The organism is Lactiplantibacillus modestisalitolerans (assembly GCF_005405425.1).
GTDB lineage: Bacteria > Bacillota > Bacilli > Lactobacillales > Lactobacillaceae > Lactiplantibacillus > Lactiplantibacillus modestisalitolerans.
The window spans coordinates 147,441-167,885 of the sequence record NZ_BJEA01000003.1 but is presented as its reverse complement, the minus strand read 5'-3'; the positions used below and the strand labels follow the sequence as shown (position 1 = coordinate 167,885).

Genomic DNA, 20,445 nt, shown 5'->3' with positions numbered 1-20,445 from the left:
CGTTTACGCCGCCTCCTTCGGAAGAATCACGAGGTGCCGGTAACTCCAGTGACCCACGCACCCCCAAAAGACTAATACCAGGAGGTACGTACCGACATACCTCAATAACTGCCCCTGAGTTAGCGCAATAAAGACGTTCAAATCGAAATAAACCGGACTCATTAAATTAATGATTGGATTTGTCAAACTGGGCGTCATTACTTGGTTAATGGCGGCGGAGCCAAACATCACTACCAGCGTGACGACGTTCAACACGGCGTTGAGCGTTTTCGTATTCATCGCAACCGCTAATACGGGTAAGCAGAAGCCCACCGTTGGGGGATAAACGAGCACGAGGGTCAGTCCCAACTGCCACAGTAGTTGCCAAAAGGCTAAGTGGAACGCCCCGGCCGCCACCGCGGCAACGATGATCAGCGTAACCGCAAGCAACGTAACCGTCACGAGGAGTTCGCTCACAATTAAGACCGAAACGTTCACCACCAGCGTTCGGTACTGTTTTAGATAACCGTGTTCCCGAAGCTGCCCAATCGACGTCATGGCCACTAACACGTTCGAAAAGATCATCCAAGCAATGAACGGCAACACCCGGTCAGCGAATTGGAGCGTGGTTAGCGGGGTGCCGATAAAGCGACTCGTATTCAGTCCTAAAAACACGACCGGTAGACCAATGGTATAGACGAGCACCCCTAAGTCATCCCGCAACACTTTAAAAAAATAGTTCGTATAGATGAACACCTGCATCCAATATTTATGCATCGCGCGGCCCTCTTTTTAAGAATTTAATCAAATCCTAATTTTATTCATTGAAATATTATATTCTTATCCTAAGTGGTCGTCAACACCCCGCCGCGGTTTGAAAGTTGTATTTTTGCTGTAAATCTGTCACAGTTATCTTAATAATATTTTTAATAAAGTGAGTTAAATATCATGATTAAAATTGAAGCCAAAAAAATTCAAGACATTCCAATCTTAGAAGTTAACGCTGCGGCGCAGCTCACCGCTCCCCGGCCACTCGTCGTGTTTTACCACGGTTGGCGTTCCAATAAGGAGTTAGTGCTCACCCAGGCTCGCAAGCTGGCTCAGCATGCCATTCGGGTCGTCCTCCCGGATGCTGATAACCACGGTGAACGCCTCCAACCGGTCAGTACGCTACCATCCTTCACGTTTTGGAACAGTATCCAAGGGAACTTAGCCGAATTCAGTCGCATTATTCAGTATTATCAAGACCACCAACTAATCTTAAACGGCCAAATTGGGGTCGGGGGCTACTCGATGGGCGGTATGACCACCGGGGCACTGCTGACCCACCACCCCGAAATCAAAGCCGCTGCCATCATTATGGGAACGCCAAACTTAGACGCTTACGCGGCGCTCGTTCGGCAAACCGCTGCCCAGCACCACTTATATTTACCAGCGGACATGGCCCTTTTAACTAGCTGGCTCGATCACTACGATTTGAATCAGCACCCCGCCAAAATTGATCACCGCCCGGTGCTATTTTGGCACGGGACGGCGGATGAACGGATTCCATATCATCAAGCCCGCGACTTCTTTGACCGGGTGCATCACGAACCCTACGCTGAACAGGTCGCCTTCATTACCGGTTACCACGCTAAACACTTAGTTAAGGTGCCACTAATGAATAAAATCGCTAATTTCTTTGATTACTATCTTAATTAGCCTAACTGGAAGGGGCTTGGGCTTACCACAGCAACGGTTCACCCCCACTCCTCATAAACCAAAGGAAGCTTCCAAGCCGGCCGTTAACCCGGTTCTTGGAAGCTTCCTTTAAATTAGTTCTTAATCACGCTGAATTAGGCTTGCGGTTCCGCCTTTTGGGCTGGCCGAATCCGCTTCCCCCAATATTGGAAGTAGTCGGTCCGCAGTGCCCCGTTATACAGCTTGCGGCGCTTAGTGGCTTTTTGACCATAAAAGTCTTCAAATTCCAAGTCACTAGTCAAAATATACTTACTCCAACTTGGTAATTTACCGTAAACTTGGCCCATCTGCCGGTACAAGATCCGGACGCTATCCCGGTCACTCAACCGTTCCCCGTACGGCGGGTTGGCAATAATGACCCCGTTGACCTTATCCGTCGTAAAGTCTTTGACGGCTAGCTGTTTAAAGTGAATATCGTGTAATAGCCCGGCTTCGCGCGCGTTCAAGCGGGCGATGTCAATCATCTTACCATCAATATCGTAACCGCTAATATCCAGTTCAGTATCGTAGTCCGCCTGCCCATCGGCTTCATCCCGTAGTTCTTGACTCAGCCCCGCGGGAACCCAATCCCATTTTTCACAGGCGAACGCGCGGTTAAAGCCCGGCGCGATATTGCGGGCTAAGAGGGCCGCCTCAATCGGAATCGTTCCCGAACCGCAGACCGGGTCAATAAACGGATTGTCCGGATACCACTTAGCCAGCATCACTAGGGCGGCCGCCATGTTTTCCTTCAGCGGTGCGCCCCCCTTTTCAACCCGGTAGCCCCGCTTAAAGAGACTCGAGCCGGTCGTGTCTAGCGTCAATAGAACGTGGTCCTTGTTGATGGCCACTTCGAGTGGGAACAACGCCCCCGTTTCGGGTAAGAAGCCGTTGCGGTGGTACGTCGTGGCTAACTGGTTCACAATCGCCTTTTTAACGATTGATTGCACGTCGGGCACGCTGTGTAGTTTTGAGTTCCGGGACTTACCTTCGACCGGAAATTCAGCGTCCATTGGGAGTAACTGGTCCCAAGGAAGGGCTAACGTTTTTTCAAACAACTCGTCAAACGTAAACGCGTCAAACTCGCCCACGATAATTTTGATCCGGTCAGCGGTGCGGAGCCATAAATTGGTCCGTAAAACGTCTTTAATGGTTCCGTTAAACCGCACCCGGCCATTTTCGACCTGCGTTTGGTACCCTAAATCTCGTAATTCGCGGCCAACTAACGCTTCAATCCCGCTCGCGGCGGTCGCGATTAATTTAAAATTTTTCATTTTTTCCTCCTACGCGGTTGTTACCCAACCGGTATCGTTAAGCTCATTTCATCCTCAACTAGTTTAGCATATTTCCGAAACGAGCGGCTGGTTTGCTCACTGAATGTACAAAAAAACTAGGGTAAAAGCAAGCTTCTACCCTAGTTCCTGTCTAAATGTAAATTCCTGTAGGCCATGTTTTGTACCTTACCAAAGAACAGGCGTCTGTTGATAAGGCGGCAATCATCTATCTCGAGATCACGAGGATCTCCCCCCACATTTGGTTCATTTACCGATGTGAAGCGCCCCTACCGTAGTTTGGGTTGCCCGCTCGCGGGGTTTACCGCGTTCCAACTTAGCCGTTTCCAGCTAAGTATCGTCACTGTGGCACTTTTCAGGGATACTCGGGCATAGCTTGCGCCTTAGCCGTTTTTCCCGCCGTTACCGATTAAAAATCGGTACCCCGGCTTATTTTTTCACCGAGCACGAACACTACAAGCATCTCAGCCTGTGCGAGCATGGACCTTCCTCAGCCGACATTTGCCGACCGCGATTACCCAGAATTTACATTGAATCACCGCCTAAAGCCGGTGTGACTCATTTTGATTGTTATCTAACTGTGCACCGAAAACGTGGCGTTCCAAATTAGATAAACGTTTCAGAATATCCATATTCGTGACCGTATTAGTCGGTTGCGAAGCCGGACTGGTTGCGCCAACGGCAACTTGTTTCGTCAATTCATCGACCTTTGCCCGTAACCGTTCGTTTTCATCTGAAAGTTGTTGGTTATCTTTAGTAAATGACTCATAGTCCTTAATGACATTATCTAAAAACCCATCCACGTCAGCGGGATCATAACCCCGCATCTTTGGCTTGAATTCTTTTTGAAGGATGTCTTTGGGAGTAAAATTACGTTTAGCCATATTTAAAAACACCTCATTGTTATTCGCGCAATGCCCCTGTGGCATTCGCATTACTTAAAACATTGTAGCAGACTTCATTCAAAATTAAAACCATTATTCTGTATTTCTGCATATTCATTAGCACTTTCTTGTAACCAATCGAAATCAATGACGGTTAACGGGTACGGATGTTCATCCGCGTATTGCTTGATAATATCGTAATCATAGGTTGGTTTGCCGGGATGATCAGGATCGTAGACCAATGCGGCGGCATCGGTATGGCTAACCATAAAAGCTTGATAATTTTTTAGTTGTTGGGGACTTTCATACGGGCGTTGACTGACGGGCGCGGTAAAATCAACTTGGGTGAGTAACGCTTGGAGCTTGGCCTGATTGGTTTCGTTCCACCGTTGACCAAACTCACCGTATGGGAGCATCATCGCCACTTTAAGTTCCGGATAAGTTTGCTTTAAAGTCAGCCCCACCGCGGCGGCCCACTGCTCAATGCCGAGCTGACCACCAGTGATCAACCAGTCAACGCCGTCTTCAATTTGCGTCGTCAAAAAGTTAGTCAGGGCGTACTTAATCACCTGCAGCTTCGCATCCTGCTCACCAAAAACATTTAATTCGTAACTTCGATAACCGCTTAGCCATAGTCGGCTCATATTAACGTCCCCTTTCATCTAAGAAATACGGCGAAAAACTCACAGATATTTCACATTATGCGAGTTAATGGTAAAATGTAACATTATTAGGAGGTTGATTACTGTGACGATTCGCTATCCAAATGGTAAAGTTTATCGCCAGCCCAGCCACTCGAAGGCCACGACTTCCAAGTTCGCTAACGTTAACTTTGGCGACCGTGGGATGAGTTTGGAACAAGAAATAAACGACAGCAATACCTATTATCTTGAAAATGATATCGCAGTTATTCATAAAAAGCCAACGCCAATCCAAATCGTCAAGGTCGACTACCCCCGGCGCAGCGCCGCCGTTATTCGCGAAGCTTACTTTAAGCAGGCTTCCACAACGGACTACAACGGCGTCTACCGTGGTAAATACTTAGACTTCGAGGCGAAAGAAACTAAGAGTAAGACGGCCTTCCCGTTAAAAAACTTCCATGCGCACCAGATTCAACACATGCGGCAATGTCTCCACCAAGGTGGGATTTGCTTCGTTGTGATCCGGTTTGCCACACTTGGCCGTCTGTTCCTATTAACGGCAACCGACCTCTTTGGTTACTGGGACCAACAGGCCGCTGGTGGCCGCAAGTCCATTCCGTTAACCGTTATTGAGCGGCTAGCAACCGAATTACATTATCACATCAATCCACGCATTCCGTATTTGAGTGCGGTTGATAATCTAATTGATGAGTCATCATCAAACCATAAAGGAGAACATTATGGCAGGAAATAATGAACAAAACTCACGGGTTGCCCGCAAACGTCAGCAACCCCAGCCGCCTAAGAAGCATTGGTTTCGGCGCATCGTTTTGGCGATCGTTGCGCTCGTTTTCATTGTTGGCTTAGCCGGCGCCGGGTTGTTTTTCTACTACGCGCAAAGCGCCCCGAAAATTACCGAGGATAGCATGCGCAGTGAAAATTCAACGCGAATCTACGATGCTAACAAGCAACTCATTACGAGTCTTGGGAGTAACAACCGGCAGTACGTGAAGTCGAGTGACATTCCGGCAACACTGAAAAAAGCGGTTGTTTCGATTGAAGACCGCCGGTTCTACCGCCACAAAGGGGTCGATTACTACCGGATCATCGGGGCCGCCCTCGGTAACTTAAAGGGAAGTTCACTCGGTATGCAAGGTGGGAGTACGCTAACCATGCAGCTGATCAAACTCTCCGTCTTCTCAACCAGTACGTCCGACCGAAATCTTAAAGTTAAGGCGCAGGAAGCCTGGCTCGCATTAAACGTTGAGAAACACTTTAGTAAGTCGCAGATTTTGGAATTTTACATTAATAAAGTTTATATGGGTAACGGAATTTACGGCATGGGAACGGCCGCTAAATACTACTACGGCAAGTCCCTCAGCGAGCTCAACTTAAGCCAATTGGCACTGCTGGCCGGAATGCCGCAATCCCCAACCTATTATGATCCCACCACTTATCCGCAATACGCCAAGAACCGCCGTAACTTAGTGCTCAAGGCGATGTACGATAATAACGAGATCAGTAAGTCTCAGGAAACGGCCGCGATGGCAACGAACGTTAAAAGCGGACTCGCCTCAACGCACAAGAGTTTCCAAAAGCAGCAGAAGAAAAATAAAATCGCAGACGCCTACCTCAAGGAAGTCATTGCGGACTTGCAGGATAAGGGTTACAGTCCGTACAAGGACGGCTTAAAAGTTTACACGAACTTAAATATGAATGCCCAGCGGCGCTTGTATAACATCGCTAACACGTCGACCTACGTCAACTACCCCAACGACCGCTTCCAGTTAGGGGTTTCGGTAGTTGATTCGTACACCGGTAAAGTTTCTGCGATGATTGGGAGCCGCAAGCATACCGACGTGACTTACGGGACGAACCGGGCGGTCCAAACCGACCGGTCAAACGCTTCGACAATGAAACCAATTCTCGATTATGGGCCGGCAATTGAGTACCACAGTTGGCCGACTTACAAGACCGTTGCCGACACCAAGTATAATTATCCTGGAACTGACATCTCGGTTAACGACTTTGATAACAAGACCCTTGGCAATATGACCATGCGGCAAGCGTTGGTCCAATCCCGGAACATTCCGGCGGTTAAGACCCTTGAAACCGTTGGCCGGACGAAGGCTAAGCAATTTGCCAACAGTCTCGGAATGAACTTGAAGGATAAGACCATTCCGTATTCGTACGCCATTGGGGCGAACGTTTCCTCACTACAAGTTGCTGGCGCCTACGCGGCGTTTGCCAACGGCGGAACGTACCACAAACCGTACTACATTAACCAGGTTACGACTCAGGACGGTGAAAGTACCAGTTACAGCAGCAGCGGAAAACGGGTTATGAAGAAGTCGACCGCCTACATGATCACCGATATGTTAAAAGGTGTCATCAACAGCGCAACCGGGACCGCAACGACCGCTAAGATCAGCGGCGTCTACCAGGCTGGGAAGACTGGGACCGATGGTTACCCGGACTCCTTTAAGCATAAGGTGCCATCTAGCGCCAACATGGACTCGTGGATGGCCGGATACACTAAGAACTATTCCGTCGCCGTTTGGACCGGATACGCCAACGCCTACGAACGTGATAGCAACGGCAACGCCATTGGCTACCTCACGTCCGCGGACTCCCGAATCGCCCAAGTCATTTACCGCGAGATGATGACCTACTTACAGGAACACTCACCAAACTCTGACTGGACCCGACCGAGTTCCGTTGCCGAAACCAAGAAGAATGGCGTGGCCGAATTGTACGTTGTCGGTCACCTCTTCTCCGACGCCGAAGCCTCTTCTGGAACGAATGCTAAAAGTTCGTCATCCAGTCACTCAAGTTCCAGTACGGCTAGCTCAAGTTCCGAATCCGCATCAAGCTCTAGCAGCCACGAGGCTGAATCATCGAGTGAAAGCTCGTCCAGCGAATCAGAAGCCTCTTCAAGTGAATCAGAAGCCTCTTCAAGCAGCTCGGAAAGTAGCAGTAGTAGCAGTGCACCGGCTGAAAGTTCCAGCGCTGAATCAGCTGAATCCAGTTCTTCAGCACCAACAGATAACGAACAAAACAGCCAAGACCCAACCCGCTAATTAATTCAGATTGAACACGACATAAAAGCCCCCCAAAACCAAAATGGTTTTGGGGGGCTTTTGATTACACCAATTGGTGTTCACATTGCCGCCAGCTAACGCTGCTCAAGGCCACGTTAATCCGAAGACGACTGGTTACCGCGCGGACCTTCACCCAACTTAAAAAGTGGGATTCGCGGCCGGGCCTGTTCAGTGGTTTGGCGCTTCTGCTTAGGGGCTGAATTCAACCGGTTTTCAATACTCCGCTGCCGTTCAGCCTCTACCTGGGCCGCGGTTTTCAGGTTGCGTTTTTGCCAGTTTAACAAAATGCGGTCCATGTAAGTTAAGTTATAGACTTGCCGTAACACGGCCTCCCGGAGTGCTAATTCAATGACGTCCGGGTCGTAGTGGTCTTCGTCAAACCACTTACTAATACTTTCCATCTCAATTGGCGATAAATCGCGTCCAAATTCAGTTTGAATCGCCCGAAAGACCTTCTGGCGGGCGTTGACTTTCGGTGCCGCAGCCGTTGCCGTAGCCGCCTTCGTCAACGCGACGGCCAATTTATCATACAAGCCGTCAAAATTATAGCGATCATGAATTTTTTGGTCCGTACCGGTAATCGATTCAATCGTTAACAACTTCTTAGCGAGCATTTCGTGCAGGTGCTGAAAAACGGTATTGGCACTCGTTCCCATACTCTGCGCAATAACGGTAGCATCTGGAAATTGCTGCCCCTGATCCATAAACCGTTTAAATTGTAAGTAAACGAGGAGCTCATCGTTGGTCAGCCCAATTTCGCGGTAGTGCGCCAACAACGCGTTTGCAACCGTCGTCTGCCCCTCGTTAATTAACGCGCGGGCTAATGATTCCATTGATTTCTACCTCCTACTAACAAGGAGGCTGTGACATTAGTCACAGCCTCTTGTGTATTTCCGAATATTAATAGCCGAAACGTGCGCCAAAAGTCTGCCGACTTTTAGCACACTTTCTTGTTATTTCAATCTTAACGCTAACCTACTTCGTCATCTTTTGTTCAACAAACGCCTTGATCCGTTGATAGGCCTTCTTAAGTGATGACATATCAGTCGCATAGCTCATCCGAACGTGTCCAGGTAACCCAAAGGCTTCCCCGGGTACGATTCCCACGTGGGCTTCTTCTAAAACGGCCGTAGCAAAGGTAACGCTATCCGCGTAACCCGTTAAATGCAATGCCTCGGTAACATCTGGGAATAAGTAGAACGCACCGGCCGGCTTACCAGCCGGTAACTTAAAACCCGGAATACTTAAAATCAGCGGGTACAATTCATTTAGCCGGGCTTCAAAACCTTGCCGCATCGTCTCTACCGACGTCTGATCCCCACTAAAGGCTTCGATGGCGGCGTACTGTGAAACGGCAGCCGGGTTACTGGACGCGTGGCCCAGTAAGGTCCCCATCTTCGTAATGATTGCCTGGGGCCCAGCCGCGTAGCCAATCCGCCAGCCCGTCATTGAATAGGCCTTGGAGACCCCGTTCGTTAATAGCACGTGATTCATATCAACGTCGTCTAATTCGAGTACCGACGTGAACTCGTTACCGTTATAAATCAGCTTTTCATAAATTTCATCCGCAATAACCAGCACGTCGTGTTCAGTAGCCCAGTTAACAATGGCGGTCAATTCTGCTCGCGTATAAACTAACCCAGAAGGATTTTGTGGCGAATTTAAAACCAGGGCCTTGGTCCGCTTCGTGTAGTACCGATCCAAGTCAGCAGTCGTAAAGCGGAGTTGTTGGTTGGTTGGCACTTCAACCGGAACCCCGTCCGCTAATTTCACCTGTTCAGAGTAGCTGACCCAGTAAGGGACTGGCAACAGCACTTCATCGCCCGGATTTAAGATCACTTGAAACAGCGTAAATAACGCCATCTTCGCCCCATCCGTCACCACGATTTGACTCGGGTCAAAGCAGTAACCATGGTCGGCTTCAATCCGATCCGCAATTGCCCGTCGCAGGGCTGGGAGTCCGGTCGTTGGCGTGTAAAAACTGGCCTGACCATTTTGAATACTATCAATGGCCGCCTGTTTAATGTTTTCAGGGGTTTGGTAATCGGGTTCACCAATCCCTAAGTTAATCACATCGACGCCAGCCGCAATCATTTGTTTCGCAGTCGTACTGATTTTCAACGTTGCTGATGGTTGAATCCGCATGACTTTTCGCGATAATTCCATAAAGATCCGCACTCCTTCAAAAATAAAAGTTAAATATTAATAATGGACTTAACCCGGCTACCATTCGAATATTGTAAAATTTCATAGCACAGGTTTTGTTTCTGATTCAAATAGGTAATTTCCCAGACCACCTGACCGTCATACTTCCCCAGCGTTGCTTTAATCACCTTGCTCGGGTTGCGTTTCGACCAAACTTTTCGGAGCGCCTTCGTTCGAGAAATTCCCGCCGACTGCTTAACCACCGTCGTTTGATGGTGCTTGTTCGTATTAATCAGGGCGTACACCGGTTCCTGTTTTGCAGCGGTCCCCGTCACCACGTAGTAGCTTTGGTTACCATTATACTGCGAAAAACCGGTCGTGGTTTTTAACTTACCCTTACTCGTTGCCAAACTATAAGCCGTTTTTTGCGCTTGATGGACGGGCCGTTGCGCCGCCCATAACGTACCGTAAACGGCAACAATCAGGGCTAAGATCACGAGTAACACAATCATGATCAGTCGCTCGGGACGTCTTCTTCTTTGAACTCGCATACTTTTCCTGATCCTTTCAAAAACAGATAAGCTAATTATAGCAAACTTCGCCGAATCCGGACCCCTTTAAGGCTGACTTTTGAAAAAACTTTGAAGTTGGTTTGCAATCTCACTGACCGAACCATCAATCGGCGTCAGCGTTTTAGGTAACGCCTTTAAAATCGTGTGGCCATAGCGCTTAGTGCTCAACCGGTCGTCTAAAATAACCGCCGCACCGCGATCCTCCGAAGTTCGAATCAACCGGCCCAGGCCTTGGCGGAGCCGCAGCGCCGCTTGCGGTAGTGCCGCGTCATAAAACGGGTTGCGGTTGGCTTGCCGAATTTGCTGATAACGGGCCTTGACCATCGTTTGGTCGGGCGACTCAAACGGCAACTGGGTCACGATTACCAACTCCAGTTGTTCACGGGGTAGATCAATTCCCTCCCAGAAACTCGCAGCCCCTAGCAGGACTGCATTGTCCCCCTGCTTAAACCGCCGCAGGAGCTTTTCACGACTGCCGTTGACTCCCTGCGCGAGTAATTCACGTTCGGGGTCAAAATTCTGCTGACGTAAGCGGTAAAAGACTGCTTCAATCATGCTCAGCGAATTAAATAACACTAACGTTTGCTTAGGGCAAGCGCGCGTAATCGTTTCAATCGCCCGCGTCAGGTACGCGACCCGCTGCTTACCGTTCGACTGTTCCGCCGGATGGGCGTCGGTGGCAATCATTAGGCGAGCCTGCTTGGCTAAGTCAAACGGCGTGGCTAACTGGTGGTGGACGACCGTTTCCGGGTCCAAATCCAGTTGCCGGTACACAAATTGAGACTTGCCAGTCGCAAACAACGTCGCCCCCGTAAAGAGCGGCGCACTAAAGTACGGGTACAGTTGGGTCTTAAAGTAACCCTGCGTATCAATGAGACTCCCCGACAAGCTCAGGCTTCCCCGGTCATGGTATTGATTTAAATTGACCCAGAACACCCGTTGCTCGCGGGTCGCCGGTAACAACCAGTTCCGTAACAGTTGGTAACCGTGCCGCAACTCTTGTAGCCGGTTATAAAATTCATCCAGCACGTGTTGCTCATTAGGCAAAACCTGTGACTGATCATGTTGATACTGCTCATTTAGTTGCTGGAACTGTAAGAAACAGTTTTCAATGGCCGTTTGAAGCTGCTTAATTAACGCGTTATGCGTTGCAAAAAAGTCGGTCATTTCCGGCATCGTAATCGTCAGTTCGACCGGTTGACTGCCCCCCGGCTGGTGTGGCACAAAGGTCCGGGCCAGCGCGGCTTGAAACTGTTGTAAGTGTAAATCGGTATCCCGCAATGAATTATCAAGCAACTTCAACCGGTAATCCGCTTGCGGCTGTTCAGCAAACAACGCCCGCAAGTTTAGGCCGTGCTCCTGATCAATTCGGCTCGTTAAACTGTGGGTCGCGGCCATGTAAAAGTTGAAATCAAATTTTTGCCGGGACTCCCGTAAAACACCGTCTGATAGATGCTGTGCTTCATCCAATACTAAGTGGGGCCGTTCTTGTCGGCTCCCCAGTTGCGCGACGTGGTGCATTAAATAAGCATGATTGGTAATCACAAAGGTCGCCTGGGCAATCAACTGATCGCGATACCGCAGAAAATCTTCCTTAAAGAACGGATCATCCGCCTTCAGAGTCGCAACCCCGTGGTGCGCAATTTCGGAAAAATACGGCGCTTGATACGTCGTTAAGTGCAGTTCATCCAGGTCGCCAGTGGTCGTCATCGTCAACCAAACGAGCACCCGTAACTTTAACAACTGGGTTTGCTTTGACGGCTCGTGTAAAGCTAAGCCGCGCGCAAACCGATTTAAATCCACGTAATGGTGATTACCCTTAATCACGACCGCGGTCACCGGGTTGGGCAACACCTGATTTAAGTGCTTGACCTGCTCATATAACTGATTTTGTAACACGGTCGTCGCCGTACTGATAATGACTTGCTGACCGTGCTGCGCCAAGTAGGCCATCGGTAATAAGTAGCCCAACGTTTTACCCGTGCCAGTCGGCGCTTCAATGAGCAACGGCCGGGTCTGCGTTTGTTCCTTAGTATAGTGGCGGTAAATTTGATTCATCATCCGCGCTTGCTGAGAACGATAAACTAACTGGTCAGTAAACAGGCGACTCTTTTGCGCCTTAGTTAACGGGTAACGGACGGCTTGGCGCCCAAAGGCCGTTTGGGGCAAGCGTTGCTGGCGAAGCGCAATCCCGTTTTTGATCATCAATTGCTTTGGGAGCGGTTGCGGGTGTTGTTTTCCCTGCTGAAACGCATAACTAAACAAATCGGCCGTTTCACGCGGCAGATCCGGCGCTAACTGGACCATTCGTTGCAGCGTGCTTAACGGTAACGCCCGCAAGCGCCGTTGCAACTCAATAAATAGGTGGGCGGTCGCCGTAGCGTCACTATCCGCTGAATGGGGGTGCGCATGGTTAATGTTTAGTGCGTGGCTGAGATCTCGTAACCGAAAACTTGGTGCCGTGGGCATTAAGATTTGGCTTAGCGAAACGGTGTCAACCGCTTGAATCGGTAGCTCTGGATAGCCCACCCGCTGTAATTCAGCGTTAATAAACGGCAGATCAAAATTGACGTTATGGGCAACAAACACCGTTCCCTGCAACAGGCTATACACGGTACCCGCTAAATCATCGAACGGCGACGCTTTCCGCACCCGGGCGTTACTGATCCCGGTCAAGTTTTCAATCGTCGGTGGCACCGTCGTTAACGGGTTAACGTCAGCTGCAAACGTATTCACAATGTGATTATTCTTTACAAATGCACAACCGATCTGAATGATCCGGTCGCCATCCTTAACACTAGTACCGGTGGTTTCAATGTCCACGACGGCATAGGTTGTATTAGGTTTCATGGTCATTTCCCCAAATTTAGTCTTTTAACTAAACGTGCTAAACACGTTAGTTCGTTAACGGCAATATTAAGACCGTTATTTTCACAATAAATTATAGCATACGCCCCTTAAAATTCGGGCCTAGGACCATGGGGACTTTTCAGTTCAACAACTTCGAAAAGTAACGGAACATCCTCATGATAATTTAATGTTATCGTTCCAATTTTAGCACGTCCACTCAGCTTATCACAACGCCCCGCTTTCAAACGTTCATTAATTCAGTAACGCTTGTAAAGCATGTTAAGAATTCCACTAAGATTGCGGATTCTCACCCAATCCCCGTAGCCAAAAACACCATAATACGGTATTATTGACCTGATTATAAACTTACATAGAAAGGCGCGACACGTTTGAAAGAACTAGCTACTGGCACGAGTCATGCCAAAATTATTTTAATCGGTGAACACGGGGTGGTTTACGGTCAGCCCGCAATCGCGCTACCCATCTCCACCATTCAAATGCAGGCCGTGATTCACCGACAGACGGCCGCCCAAACGGTCAAAAGTCGCTACTTTAATGGCGACTTTAACGCCATGACCGCTAATTTAGGGGGCGTTCAAGCGCTGATTAAAACTTTGCTCAGCCGGTTTGACGCGCCCGATCAAGGCTTTGACATTCACATTACCAGCGATATTCCGTCCGAACGCGGAATGGGCTCATCCGCTGCGGCCGCCGTTGCGGTTACGCGCGCTTTTTACGACTTTTTTGAACGTCCGCTTTCCCACCAGACCCTGCTTAAAACGGCCAACATCGCTGAAAGTTACACCCACGGTCAACCAAGCGGGCTGGACGTTGCGACGGCCAGTGCTAAGTCTCCCGTCTGGTTCGTTAAGGGCCGTGAAAACTACCCGATTCCCGTGAAGTTACCCGGCTACTTAGTGATTGCCGATACCGGCATTAAGAGTCAAACCAAGGTGGCCGTCGCCACGGTTAAGAACTTATTAATTGTGGAGGGCCAAACAATCCAAGCACGCATCGACGACCTGGGCAAATTGACCCAGCAAACGCGAGACGCCTTGGCAACCGGAAACATGACGGCGTTGGCCGGCGCTTTAAACGGGGCGCAAGACGACCTCCGTTCAATCGGCGTTAGCCACCCGGCTTTGGAACAGTTGCTGGCCGTTGCCCGCCAAAACGGGGCCTTAGCAGCTAAATTGACCGGTAGCGGTCAGGGTGGTTGCATGATTGCCCTCGTTCCCGAAGAAAGCCTCGCCAACCAACTTTCACAAAAACTAGCGGCCGCCGGTGCCACCGCCACCTGGGTGGAACCGCTACTAACAAACGATTAATTTGGAGGAACCAACATGTCAAAAACAGTGACGGCTAAAGCCCACACTAACATTGCGCTCGTGAAGTATTGGGGGAAACGCGACGCCACCTTAATGTTGCCACAGACTGGTAGTATTTCATTAACGCTCGACCACTTTTACACCCAAACGCAGGTGCGCTTTAATGACCAGCTCCCGACGGATCAAATTACGTTCAACGGGACCCGGTTGGCGGCGCCACAAGCCCAGCGCATCAGTACTTTTCTTGACCTAATTCGGCAACAAAGTGGCCAAACGGCCGCCGCAGAAGTCGTAACGACCAACCACGTCCCAACCTCTGCGGGGCTCGCCTCGTCAGCATCCGGGTTTGCAGCATTAGCCGCCGCGGCCAGCCGGGCTGCGGGGATGACCCTGACCCCGACTGAGTTGAGCCGGCTCGCCCGGCGCGGATCCGGATCAGCGACCCGCTCAATTTTCGGGGGCTTTGTCGAATGGCACGCTGGTCATGACGACCAGTCATCGTACGCCGAACCACTTCAAGACCCGGTGGACTGGGATATCCAGATGATTGCCGTTGTCCTTAAGAAGTCGCCCAAGCCGATCAGTTCAACGGCGGGCATGGCCCGCGTTGTTGCAACCTCGCCCTATTACCCGGCGTGGATCGAAACGACCAAGCACGATTTAACTGCCATGCGGGCAGCAATTTCAGCTCGCGACCTCGAAGCGGTTGGGACGATTGCCGAACGAAGTGCCATGCGGATGCACGCGCTTAATCTCAGCGCCGAGCCAGCCTTCACGTACTTTACCGCTGATACGCTGACCGCGATCAACACGGTTAAAGACTTGCGCGCACGGGGGATTAACTGTTATTATACTTTGGACGCTGGCCCGAACGTGAAGATTATTTGTGCGGGTCGCGATACGACCGTAATTACGACCGCCCTTAAACAAGCCTTTGCCGCTGAACAACTGATCGTCGCAAAGCCCGGGCCGGGAATTACGGTCACGGAGGACGCATCAATTGAATAGGGCTACCCTACCGGTGGCCCCGAAAGGACATGATGGCATGATTACGGTGAAAGCACCTGGAAAACTCTACATTGCGGGGGAATACGCCGTTGTAGAAACGGGCTTTCCAGCAATTATCGTCGCGCTGGATCAGTTTGTAACGGCGACGATTTCACCTAGCGATACCGTTGGTAGTATCGTTTCAAAGCAATATCAAGAAAACTCAATCGTATGGCGCCGGCAGGGCGATACCATGGTTTTTGACAACCGCGATAACCCCTTTCACTACATTTTATCAGCCATTAATTTAACGGAACGCTACGCCCACGAGCTGGGACGTAATTTAGGCGTATACCACCTCGGGATTAATAGTGAATTGGATAGCGTGGACGGTAAGAAGTACGGCCTCGGATCGTCAGCAGCCGTCACGGTCGCCACCGTCAAAGCGCTTTGTCAATTTTACCGGTTACCGATGGATAAAAATAAGCTGTTTAAACTAGCGGCCATCGCCCACTTGTCCGTTCAAGGAAACGGCTCACTGGGCGACATTGCTGCGAGCGTGTACGGGGGCTGGATCGCGTACCATTCGTTTGACCGTGAGTGGTTACACGTTCAACGACAACAAACCCGCCTCAGTGATTTACTAGCCATGGACTGGCCCGCGTTAAAAATCGACCTCTTAACGCCCCCGGCCAATTTGCGGTTAATGATTGGTTGGACGGGTTCGCCAGCCTCGACGTCCCACTTAGTTGATAAAGTAGCGCTCGTCAAGGCCAAGCAGCGTAGTGAGTATCAAGCCTTCCTGCGGGATAGTCAGGCCTGCCTGCAACGGATGGTCGCCGGCTTTCATGCGGGCGACCTGGCAGCCATTCAAACTGAGATTCGCTATAACCGCCAACTGTTACAAACGCTAGGTGCGTTTAGCCACGTCACCATTGAAACGCCGCTATTACAAGCAATGATTCAAACCGCTGAGGATTTTGGGGCGGCCGCTAAAACGTCCGGTGCTGGCGGTGGCGATTGCGGGATCGTCTTGCTAGACCGCGCAAAGGACCCCGCCACCCTACGAACACGTTGGGCCGCTCAGGGCATTCAGCAACTCAACTTAAACGTTCACACGGTTACTGACGCTTCAATCACAAATTTTGATTAACAACGACTGGGTTGGGGCACGCGTCTCAACCCATTTTTTGACAAACGAACTGGAGGTGGCCCCCGTGCCACAAAATCAACAATCACACCGCAAGGACGAACACGTTTCGTTAGCGGAATATTATTTTCACGGTGATCAACCGAATCCCTTTGACCAGGTTCAAATTCGCCACGACGCGCTCCCAGAAACGGCCGTCGCGGAAGTCCAACTAACAACGCCGGTTGGGCAGTGGTCGTGGGCCAGCCCACTATACATTCAAGCCATGACGGGTGGCTCGCAGCAGACCGGTCAACTAAACGCACAGCTAGGACGGATCGCCGCGGCCTGCCAATTACCGATTGCGACTGGTTCACAAAGCGTCGCCCTGCGTGAGCCCCGCTTAGCCCCAACCTTTCAAAACGTGCGGACCAACAATCCCAACGGACTGGTATTTGGCAATTTAAGCGCGGCGGCCGACTTAAAAGCGGCCCAAGCAGCCGTAGCAATGTTACACGCCGACGCGTTGGAATTACACCTCAACGCGGTGCAGGAAGTCGTCATGCCCGAGGGTGACCGCGATTTTCATTGGCTTGAAAATATTCAGCGGCTAACACACCAGTTGACCGTTCCGGTCATCGTTAAAGAAGTCGGCTTCGGTATTTCGCGGCCAACCATGCAGCAACTTTACGCTGCGGGCGTCCGTTACCTGGACGTTGGCGGTCGCGGTGGCACCAATTTCGTTGACATTGAAAATCGCCGGCGCCAGGACCGCGACATGGCCTACCTGCGGGACTTCGGTCTCTCCACGGTTGAGTCGTTACTTGCCTTAGAAAACCATCCGCAAGACTTAACGATCCTTGCCACCGGCGGTATTCGCCACCCGTTGGACGCCCTTAAAGCACTCATGCTTGGCGCTGATGCGGTCGGTATGGCCGGCGTTGTGCTCCACGCCCTAATTCACCAGTCCGAGGCAACCGTCATTGCGCAATTAACGGCTTGGCAAAACCAATTGCAACGGCTAATGGCGCTCGTCGGAGCCCGGAGCGTTGCCGACCTTCACCAGCAACGTGGCAAGCTCATTTTGAGTCCCCAGTTACTGGCCTACCAACAAAGCTTGCGGTAAGGTCAGCGTCTTAACGTTCGTTTATAATGTCCTTCATGGCGTTATCCCAGTATGATAAGAATCATCGAAGGGGGACGATTTAAATGTTACATTGTGAAAACTGTGGCCGGCCGATTGAACGCCCGGACCGGGCCTACTTTTTAATGGAAGTGCCCCGCCAAACTTTAGCCGAAGTGCACCACTTTCTAAGTGTTAACGCCGTGGCGTATTGCCCGGACTGTATTCAAGTTTTACGGGTTAAATCTAAATTAACAAAATAATAACTAAAAGACCCGCCTGAGCAATGATTCACTCAAACGGGTCTTTTAGTTTAGGTTCCAGCCACGTCCCGGCTAGTCCCAATTAAAGTTATAAGTTAGTATTTTCAGGCGTTGCCAGAAAACGTAGCCCCTTCGGGAAAAAGTTCTTGACGGTCGTCCCCACGAGTTTCCCAAAACCAACGGGTAATCCGGCACAAACCAACACGTAAAACCCGTTCTTAGCACCAGTTGGCTTATTTACCTGAAACGTCTCACCGTGCACGTACTGCCGCCATTGGTCCTGATCAATGGTTATGCTTGGCAAATTAAGGCCATCACTGGCTAACGCCAACGCGTAACTAGGTTCAAAGCGCTTCTTCTTAAACGTTCCTAATAAGAGTCCCGGCCGGAAAACTTTTAGCTTCCGCGTTACCGGCATTGCTGCCGGCACCCCGTAAAGTTGTTCCCCGTGTGCCTGTAACGTGAGGTTCGGTAACGCCGACACCCCCATCGTTTGTAAAAAGGCGTCCCATAATTGCCGCTGGCCAGCAGCTAATTTTTCACGAACCACCCGGTGGGGCTTAACGACCACCGTTTCATCCTGATAAACAAGCTTGGCAATGAAGTGGCCTTCGCCGCGCATTAAATGCGGGAACAAGCGCACGGCCCGCGTTAATTCTGGGTTCCCATCGGCCCAATCCGGTTTGGCTGCAACCATCCCAGCACTTTTAGGGAGGTCCTCCAAGTGGAACTGCGGGTACGTTCGTAACAACCACGCCATCATCTGTTCGTCTTCTTCTGGTGCGAAAGTACAGGTCGAATAAATCAAATGTCCCCCTGGCTTGAGCATTTTAACGGCTTCCGTTAAGATTTCACGCTGGCGCATTGCGCAGGCCGCTGGATAATCTTCGTCCCAATACTGCATCGCCGCCGGATCCTTGCGGAACATCCCCTCACCAGAGCAAGGCGCATCCACCAAAATGCGGTCAAAAAAGTGGGGTAATTCCTTAGCTAGCTCCGCCGGTGACGCGTTCGTAATGACCGTATTACGGGCACCATAACGTTCCACGTTGTCGCCAAGCGCGGTCACCCGCTTCGGATTAATTTCGTTCGTCACTAATAGCCCCGTCTGTTCCAAATAACTTAATAGGTGGGTCGTTTTACCACCCGGCGCGGCACATAAGTCGAGCACCCGTTCCCCGCGGTTGGGACGGGCAAATTCACCAACGGTCATCGCACTTGGTTCCTGGCTATAAACCGCCCCCGCCAAGTGCTCCAAGGCATTACCGTTGACCCGCCCGTAGTAACCAATCGAACTATAGGGCACGCGGTCCGTCATTTTTGCCCGCATCGCGGGCGTCGTGGCTTTATTGGGATTGACCCGAAAGCCCTTTTCAACTGGTTCATCAAACGCCGCGAAGAACGCGGGTGCTTGGTCCCCCAGTAAATCGCGATATTTCGCTTCAAACGCTGCTGGTAATTTCACAACAAATCCTCCGATCACAAAATGTCCTCAACTAGCGTACCACACTTCTTGACCATCGCAAGCACGGAATGATTCGCGTTTTCAGCGTAACTATGCTAAATTAAAGGAACTTACACTGTGGTAAACGGAGGAACAACTGATGGAACAAAAATTAATTGCCCTGGACTTGGACGGAACGACGTTAAACGCGAACTCGCAACTCAATCCCGCGACCATTCAAACCATGCAGCGGTTGCAAGCGGCAGGACACATCGTTAGTATCGTTACCGGCCGCTCGTATCAAGGCTCACGCGCGATTTATGACGCGCTCCACCTAACGAGCCCGATGATTAACTTTAACGGTTCGTTAGGCCACTTACCGCACCAGTCGTGGGCCGGCGAGTACCAATTCACGGTTAATAAAGCCGTCGTAACCGCCCTCTTGGACCAGCGCGTGCAATTAGGCATTAACGAGATCATTGCTGAAACCAAGCACGCCACGTTAACGGCTGGTCAGGACCTAATTGCCGGTAAGTTCTTCCCTGAAATTGCGGGTAGCCCCGAATTAACGCCCCAAACGCTGACCCGCAATCCCAACTCACTCGTTTTACTCGTCCAAGCAGAACGACGCACCGCCGTTGTCGACTGGATCGACCACTACTTTGGTGACCTCGTCGACGTGGGCGTTTGGGGCGGCCCCAACGCCATCTTGGAAGTAACGTCTAAGGGGGTCCACAAGGCTAAGGGACTCGCCTACTTAGCTAAACAATTTAACATTGAACGGCAAAACATCATTGCCTTTGGCGACGAACATAACGACCTCGAAATGCTCCAGTTTGCCGGTCTGGGCGTTGCCATGGCTAACGGGACCGAAGCGATCCGGACCGCGGCCGACGATGTTACGACCTACGATAACGATCAGGACGGGGTCGCGCACTACCTGAACGACTACTTTGACGCGTCCGTCGCCCTTGCAGAATAATAACGA

The 20,445-nt window shown here is 50.7% G+C and carries 18 protein-coding genes and 1 other RNA gene; 9 read left to right on the top strand and 10 right to left on the bottom strand.

Going from position 1 to position 20,445, the window contains the following annotated elements; genetic code table 11:
• Positions 1-3: 3 nt before the first annotated feature.
• On the bottom strand, positions 4-756 hold the full coding sequence (locus FFM79_RS02500; RefSeq protein WP_137641887.1) for a hypothetical protein: 753 nt from the start codon (positions 754-756) through the stop codon (positions 4-6).
• A 171-nt stretch (positions 757-927) separates the two neighbouring features.
• Between FFM79_RS02500 and FFM79_RS02495 the strand changes: the two genes are divergently transcribed.
• A complete protein-coding gene (locus tag FFM79_RS02495; protein WP_137641886.1) occupies positions 928-1,680 on the top strand; it encodes an alpha/beta fold hydrolase in 753 nt (250 codons plus the stop codon).
• Between the two features lie 134 nt (positions 1,681-1,814).
• On the opposite strand, the gene FFM79_RS02490 is transcribed toward FFM79_RS02495, so the two are convergent.
• The 4 genes from FFM79_RS02490 to FFM79_RS02475 form a co-directional block, all read right to left on the bottom strand.
• Entirely contained in the window at positions 1,815-2,972 is a 1,158-nt protein-coding gene (locus FFM79_RS02490; protein ID WP_137641885.1) for a THUMP domain-containing class I SAM-dependent RNA methyltransferase, read from the bottom strand.
• Positions 2,973-3,135: 163 nt separating this feature from the next.
• Positions 3,136-3,516, bottom strand: an RNA gene (gene rnpB, locus FFM79_RS02485) — RNase P RNA component class B.
• Between the two features lie 16 nt (positions 3,517-3,532).
• The gene (gene gpsB / locus FFM79_RS02480) at positions 3,533-3,874 is read right to left on the bottom strand and encodes a cell division regulator GpsB (RefSeq protein ID WP_137641884.1); all 342 of its coding nucleotides are present in this window, start codon (positions 3,872-3,874) and stop codon (positions 3,533-3,535) included.
• 74 nt (positions 3,875-3,948) lie between these two features.
• On the bottom strand, positions 3,949-4,518 hold the full coding sequence (locus tag FFM79_RS02475; protein WP_137641883.1) for an SLOG family protein: 570 nt from the start codon (positions 4,516-4,518) through the stop codon (positions 3,949-3,951).
• A 103-nt stretch (positions 4,519-4,621) separates the two neighbouring features.
• Between FFM79_RS02475 and recU the strand changes: the two genes are divergently transcribed.
• Both recU and FFM79_RS02465 read left to right on the top strand, forming a co-directional pair.
• On the top strand, positions 4,622-5,269 hold the full coding sequence (gene recU, locus FFM79_RS02470; RefSeq protein ID WP_137641882.1) for a Holliday junction resolvase RecU: 648 nt from the start codon (positions 4,622-4,624) through the stop codon (positions 5,267-5,269).
• The gene (locus FFM79_RS02465) at positions 5,256-7,595 is read left to right on the top strand and encodes a transglycosylase domain-containing protein (RefSeq protein WP_137641881.1); all 2,340 of its coding nucleotides are present in this window, start codon (positions 5,256-5,258) and stop codon (positions 7,593-7,595) included. The genes recU and FFM79_RS02465 overlap by 14 nt, the downstream gene beginning before the upstream one ends.
• Positions 7,596-7,711: 116 nt before the next feature.
• On the opposite strand, the gene FFM79_RS02460 is transcribed toward FFM79_RS02465, so the two are convergent.
• From FFM79_RS02460 to FFM79_RS02445, 4 genes are all read right to left on the bottom strand, one after another.
• Entirely contained in the window at positions 7,712-8,449 is a 738-nt protein-coding gene (locus FFM79_RS02460; RefSeq protein ID WP_137641880.1) for a DnaD domain protein, read from the bottom strand.
• 142 nt (positions 8,450-8,591) lie between these two features.
• On the bottom strand, positions 8,592-9,782 hold the full coding sequence (locus FFM79_RS02455; protein WP_170177352.1) for a pyridoxal phosphate-dependent aminotransferase: 1,191 nt from the start codon (positions 9,780-9,782) through the stop codon (positions 8,592-8,594).
• A 29-nt stretch (positions 9,783-9,811) separates the two neighbouring features.
• Positions 9,812-10,312, bottom strand: coding sequence for a cell wall elongation regulator TseB-like domain-containing protein (locus tag FFM79_RS02450; protein WP_137641879.1), 501 nt, complete (start codon positions 10,310-10,312; stop codon positions 9,812-9,814).
• 66 nt (positions 10,313-10,378) lie between these two features.
• Entirely contained in the window at positions 10,379-13,183 is a 2,805-nt protein-coding gene (locus FFM79_RS02445) for a helicase C-terminal domain-containing protein (RefSeq protein ID WP_137641878.1), read from the bottom strand.
• 389 nt (positions 13,184-13,572) lie between these two features.
• Here FFM79_RS02445 and mvk point away from each other — a divergent pair, with 389 nt between their 5' ends.
• The 5 genes from mvk to FFM79_RS12585 all read left to right on the top strand — a co-directional run bounded on the left by mvk (position 13,573) and on the right by FFM79_RS12585 (position 18,013).
• Complete coding sequence (mvk, locus tag FFM79_RS02440) at positions 13,573-14,511, top strand: mevalonate kinase (RefSeq protein ID WP_137641877.1); 939 nt, start codon at positions 13,573-13,575, stop codon at positions 14,509-14,511.
• Positions 14,512-14,526: 15 nt separating this feature from the next.
• Positions 14,527-15,519 carry a diphosphomevalonate decarboxylase gene (mvaD, locus tag FFM79_RS02435; RefSeq protein WP_137641876.1) on the top strand — a complete coding sequence of 331 codons (993 nt, stop codon included), beginning with the start codon at positions 14,527-14,529 and terminating at the stop codon, positions 15,517-15,519.
• A gap of 37 nt (positions 15,520-15,556) precedes the next feature.
• A complete protein-coding gene (locus tag FFM79_RS02430) occupies positions 15,557-16,651 on the top strand; it encodes a phosphomevalonate kinase (RefSeq protein WP_137641875.1) in 1,095 nt (364 codons plus the stop codon).
• A gap of 64 nt (positions 16,652-16,715) precedes the next feature.
• Positions 16,716-17,753 carry a type 2 isopentenyl-diphosphate Delta-isomerase gene (gene fni, locus FFM79_RS02425; protein WP_137641874.1) on the top strand — a complete coding sequence of 346 codons (1,038 nt, stop codon included), beginning with the start codon at positions 16,716-16,718 and terminating at the stop codon, positions 17,751-17,753.
• Between the two features lie 83 nt (positions 17,754-17,836).
• On the top strand, positions 17,837-18,013 hold the full coding sequence (locus FFM79_RS12585; protein WP_170177351.1) for a hypothetical protein: 177 nt from the start codon (positions 17,837-17,839) through the stop codon (positions 18,011-18,013).
• A gap of 88 nt (positions 18,014-18,101) precedes the next feature.
• Here FFM79_RS12585 and FFM79_RS02420 read toward each other — a convergent pair whose 3' ends face one another.
• Positions 18,102-19,478, bottom strand: a complete 1,377-nt coding sequence (locus FFM79_RS02420; RefSeq protein ID WP_137641873.1) for an RsmB/NOP family class I SAM-dependent RNA methyltransferase — start codon at positions 19,476-19,478, stop codon at positions 18,102-18,104.
• Positions 19,479-19,617: 139 nt separating this feature from the next.
• Here FFM79_RS02420 and FFM79_RS02415 point away from each other — a divergent pair, with 139 nt between their 5' ends.
• Positions 19,618-20,439, top strand: coding sequence for a Cof-type HAD-IIB family hydrolase (locus tag FFM79_RS02415; protein WP_137641872.1), 822 nt, complete (start codon positions 19,618-19,620; stop codon positions 20,437-20,439).
• Positions 20,440-20,445 lie beyond the last annotated feature (6 nt).

What these genes read in the sequence shown, in the direction of transcription:
- FFM79_RS02465 (WP_137641881.1), top strand. Translation starts at nt 5,256, where the DNA reads ATGGCAGGAAATAATGAACAAAACTCACGGGTTGCCCGCAAACGTCAG.
- FFM79_RS02460 (WP_137641880.1), bottom strand. Translation starts at nt 8,449, where the DNA reads ATGGAATCATTAGCCCGCGCGTTAATTAACGAGGGGCAGACGACGGTT.
- FFM79_RS02475 (WP_137641883.1), bottom strand. Translation starts at nt 4,518, where the DNA reads ATGAGCCGACTATGGCTAAGCGGTTATCGAAGTTACGAATTAAATGTT.
- FFM79_RS02455 (WP_170177352.1), bottom strand. Translation starts at nt 9,782, where the DNA reads ATGGAATTATCGCGAAAAGTCATGCGGATTCAACCATCAGCAACGTTG.
- FFM79_RS02450 (WP_137641879.1), bottom strand. Translation starts at nt 10,312, where the DNA reads ATGCGAGTTCAAAGAAGAAGACGTCCCGAGCGACTGATCATGATTGTG.
- gpsB (WP_137641884.1), bottom strand. Translation starts at nt 3,874, where the DNA reads ATGGCTAAACGTAATTTTACTCCCAAAGACATCCTTCAAAAAGAATTC.
- mvaD (WP_137641876.1), top strand. Translation starts at nt 14,527, where the DNA reads ATGTCAAAAACAGTGACGGCTAAAGCCCACACTAACATTGCGCTCGTG.
- FFM79_RS02500 (WP_137641887.1), bottom strand. Translation starts at nt 756, where the DNA reads ATGCATAAATATTGGATGCAGGTGTTCATCTATACGAACTATTTTTTT.
- FFM79_RS02415 (WP_137641872.1), top strand. Translation starts at nt 19,618, where the DNA reads ATGGAACAAAAATTAATTGCCCTGGACTTGGACGGAACGACGTTAAAC.
- FFM79_RS02445 (WP_137641878.1), bottom strand. Translation starts at nt 13,183, where the DNA reads ATGAAACCTAATACAACCTATGCCGTCGTGGACATTGAAACCACCGGT.
- FFM79_RS02490 (WP_137641885.1), bottom strand. Translation starts at nt 2,972, where the DNA reads ATGAAAAATTTTAAATTAATCGCGACCGCCGCGAGCGGGATTGAAGCG.
- FFM79_RS12585 (WP_170177351.1), top strand. Translation starts at nt 17,837, where the DNA reads ATGTTACATTGTGAAAACTGTGGCCGGCCGATTGAACGCCCGGACCGG.
- FFM79_RS02495 (WP_137641886.1), top strand. Translation starts at nt 928, where the DNA reads ATGATTAAAATTGAAGCCAAAAAAATTCAAGACATTCCAATCTTAGAA.
- FFM79_RS02430 (WP_137641875.1), top strand. Translation starts at nt 15,557, where the DNA reads ATGATTACGGTGAAAGCACCTGGAAAACTCTACATTGCGGGGGAATAC.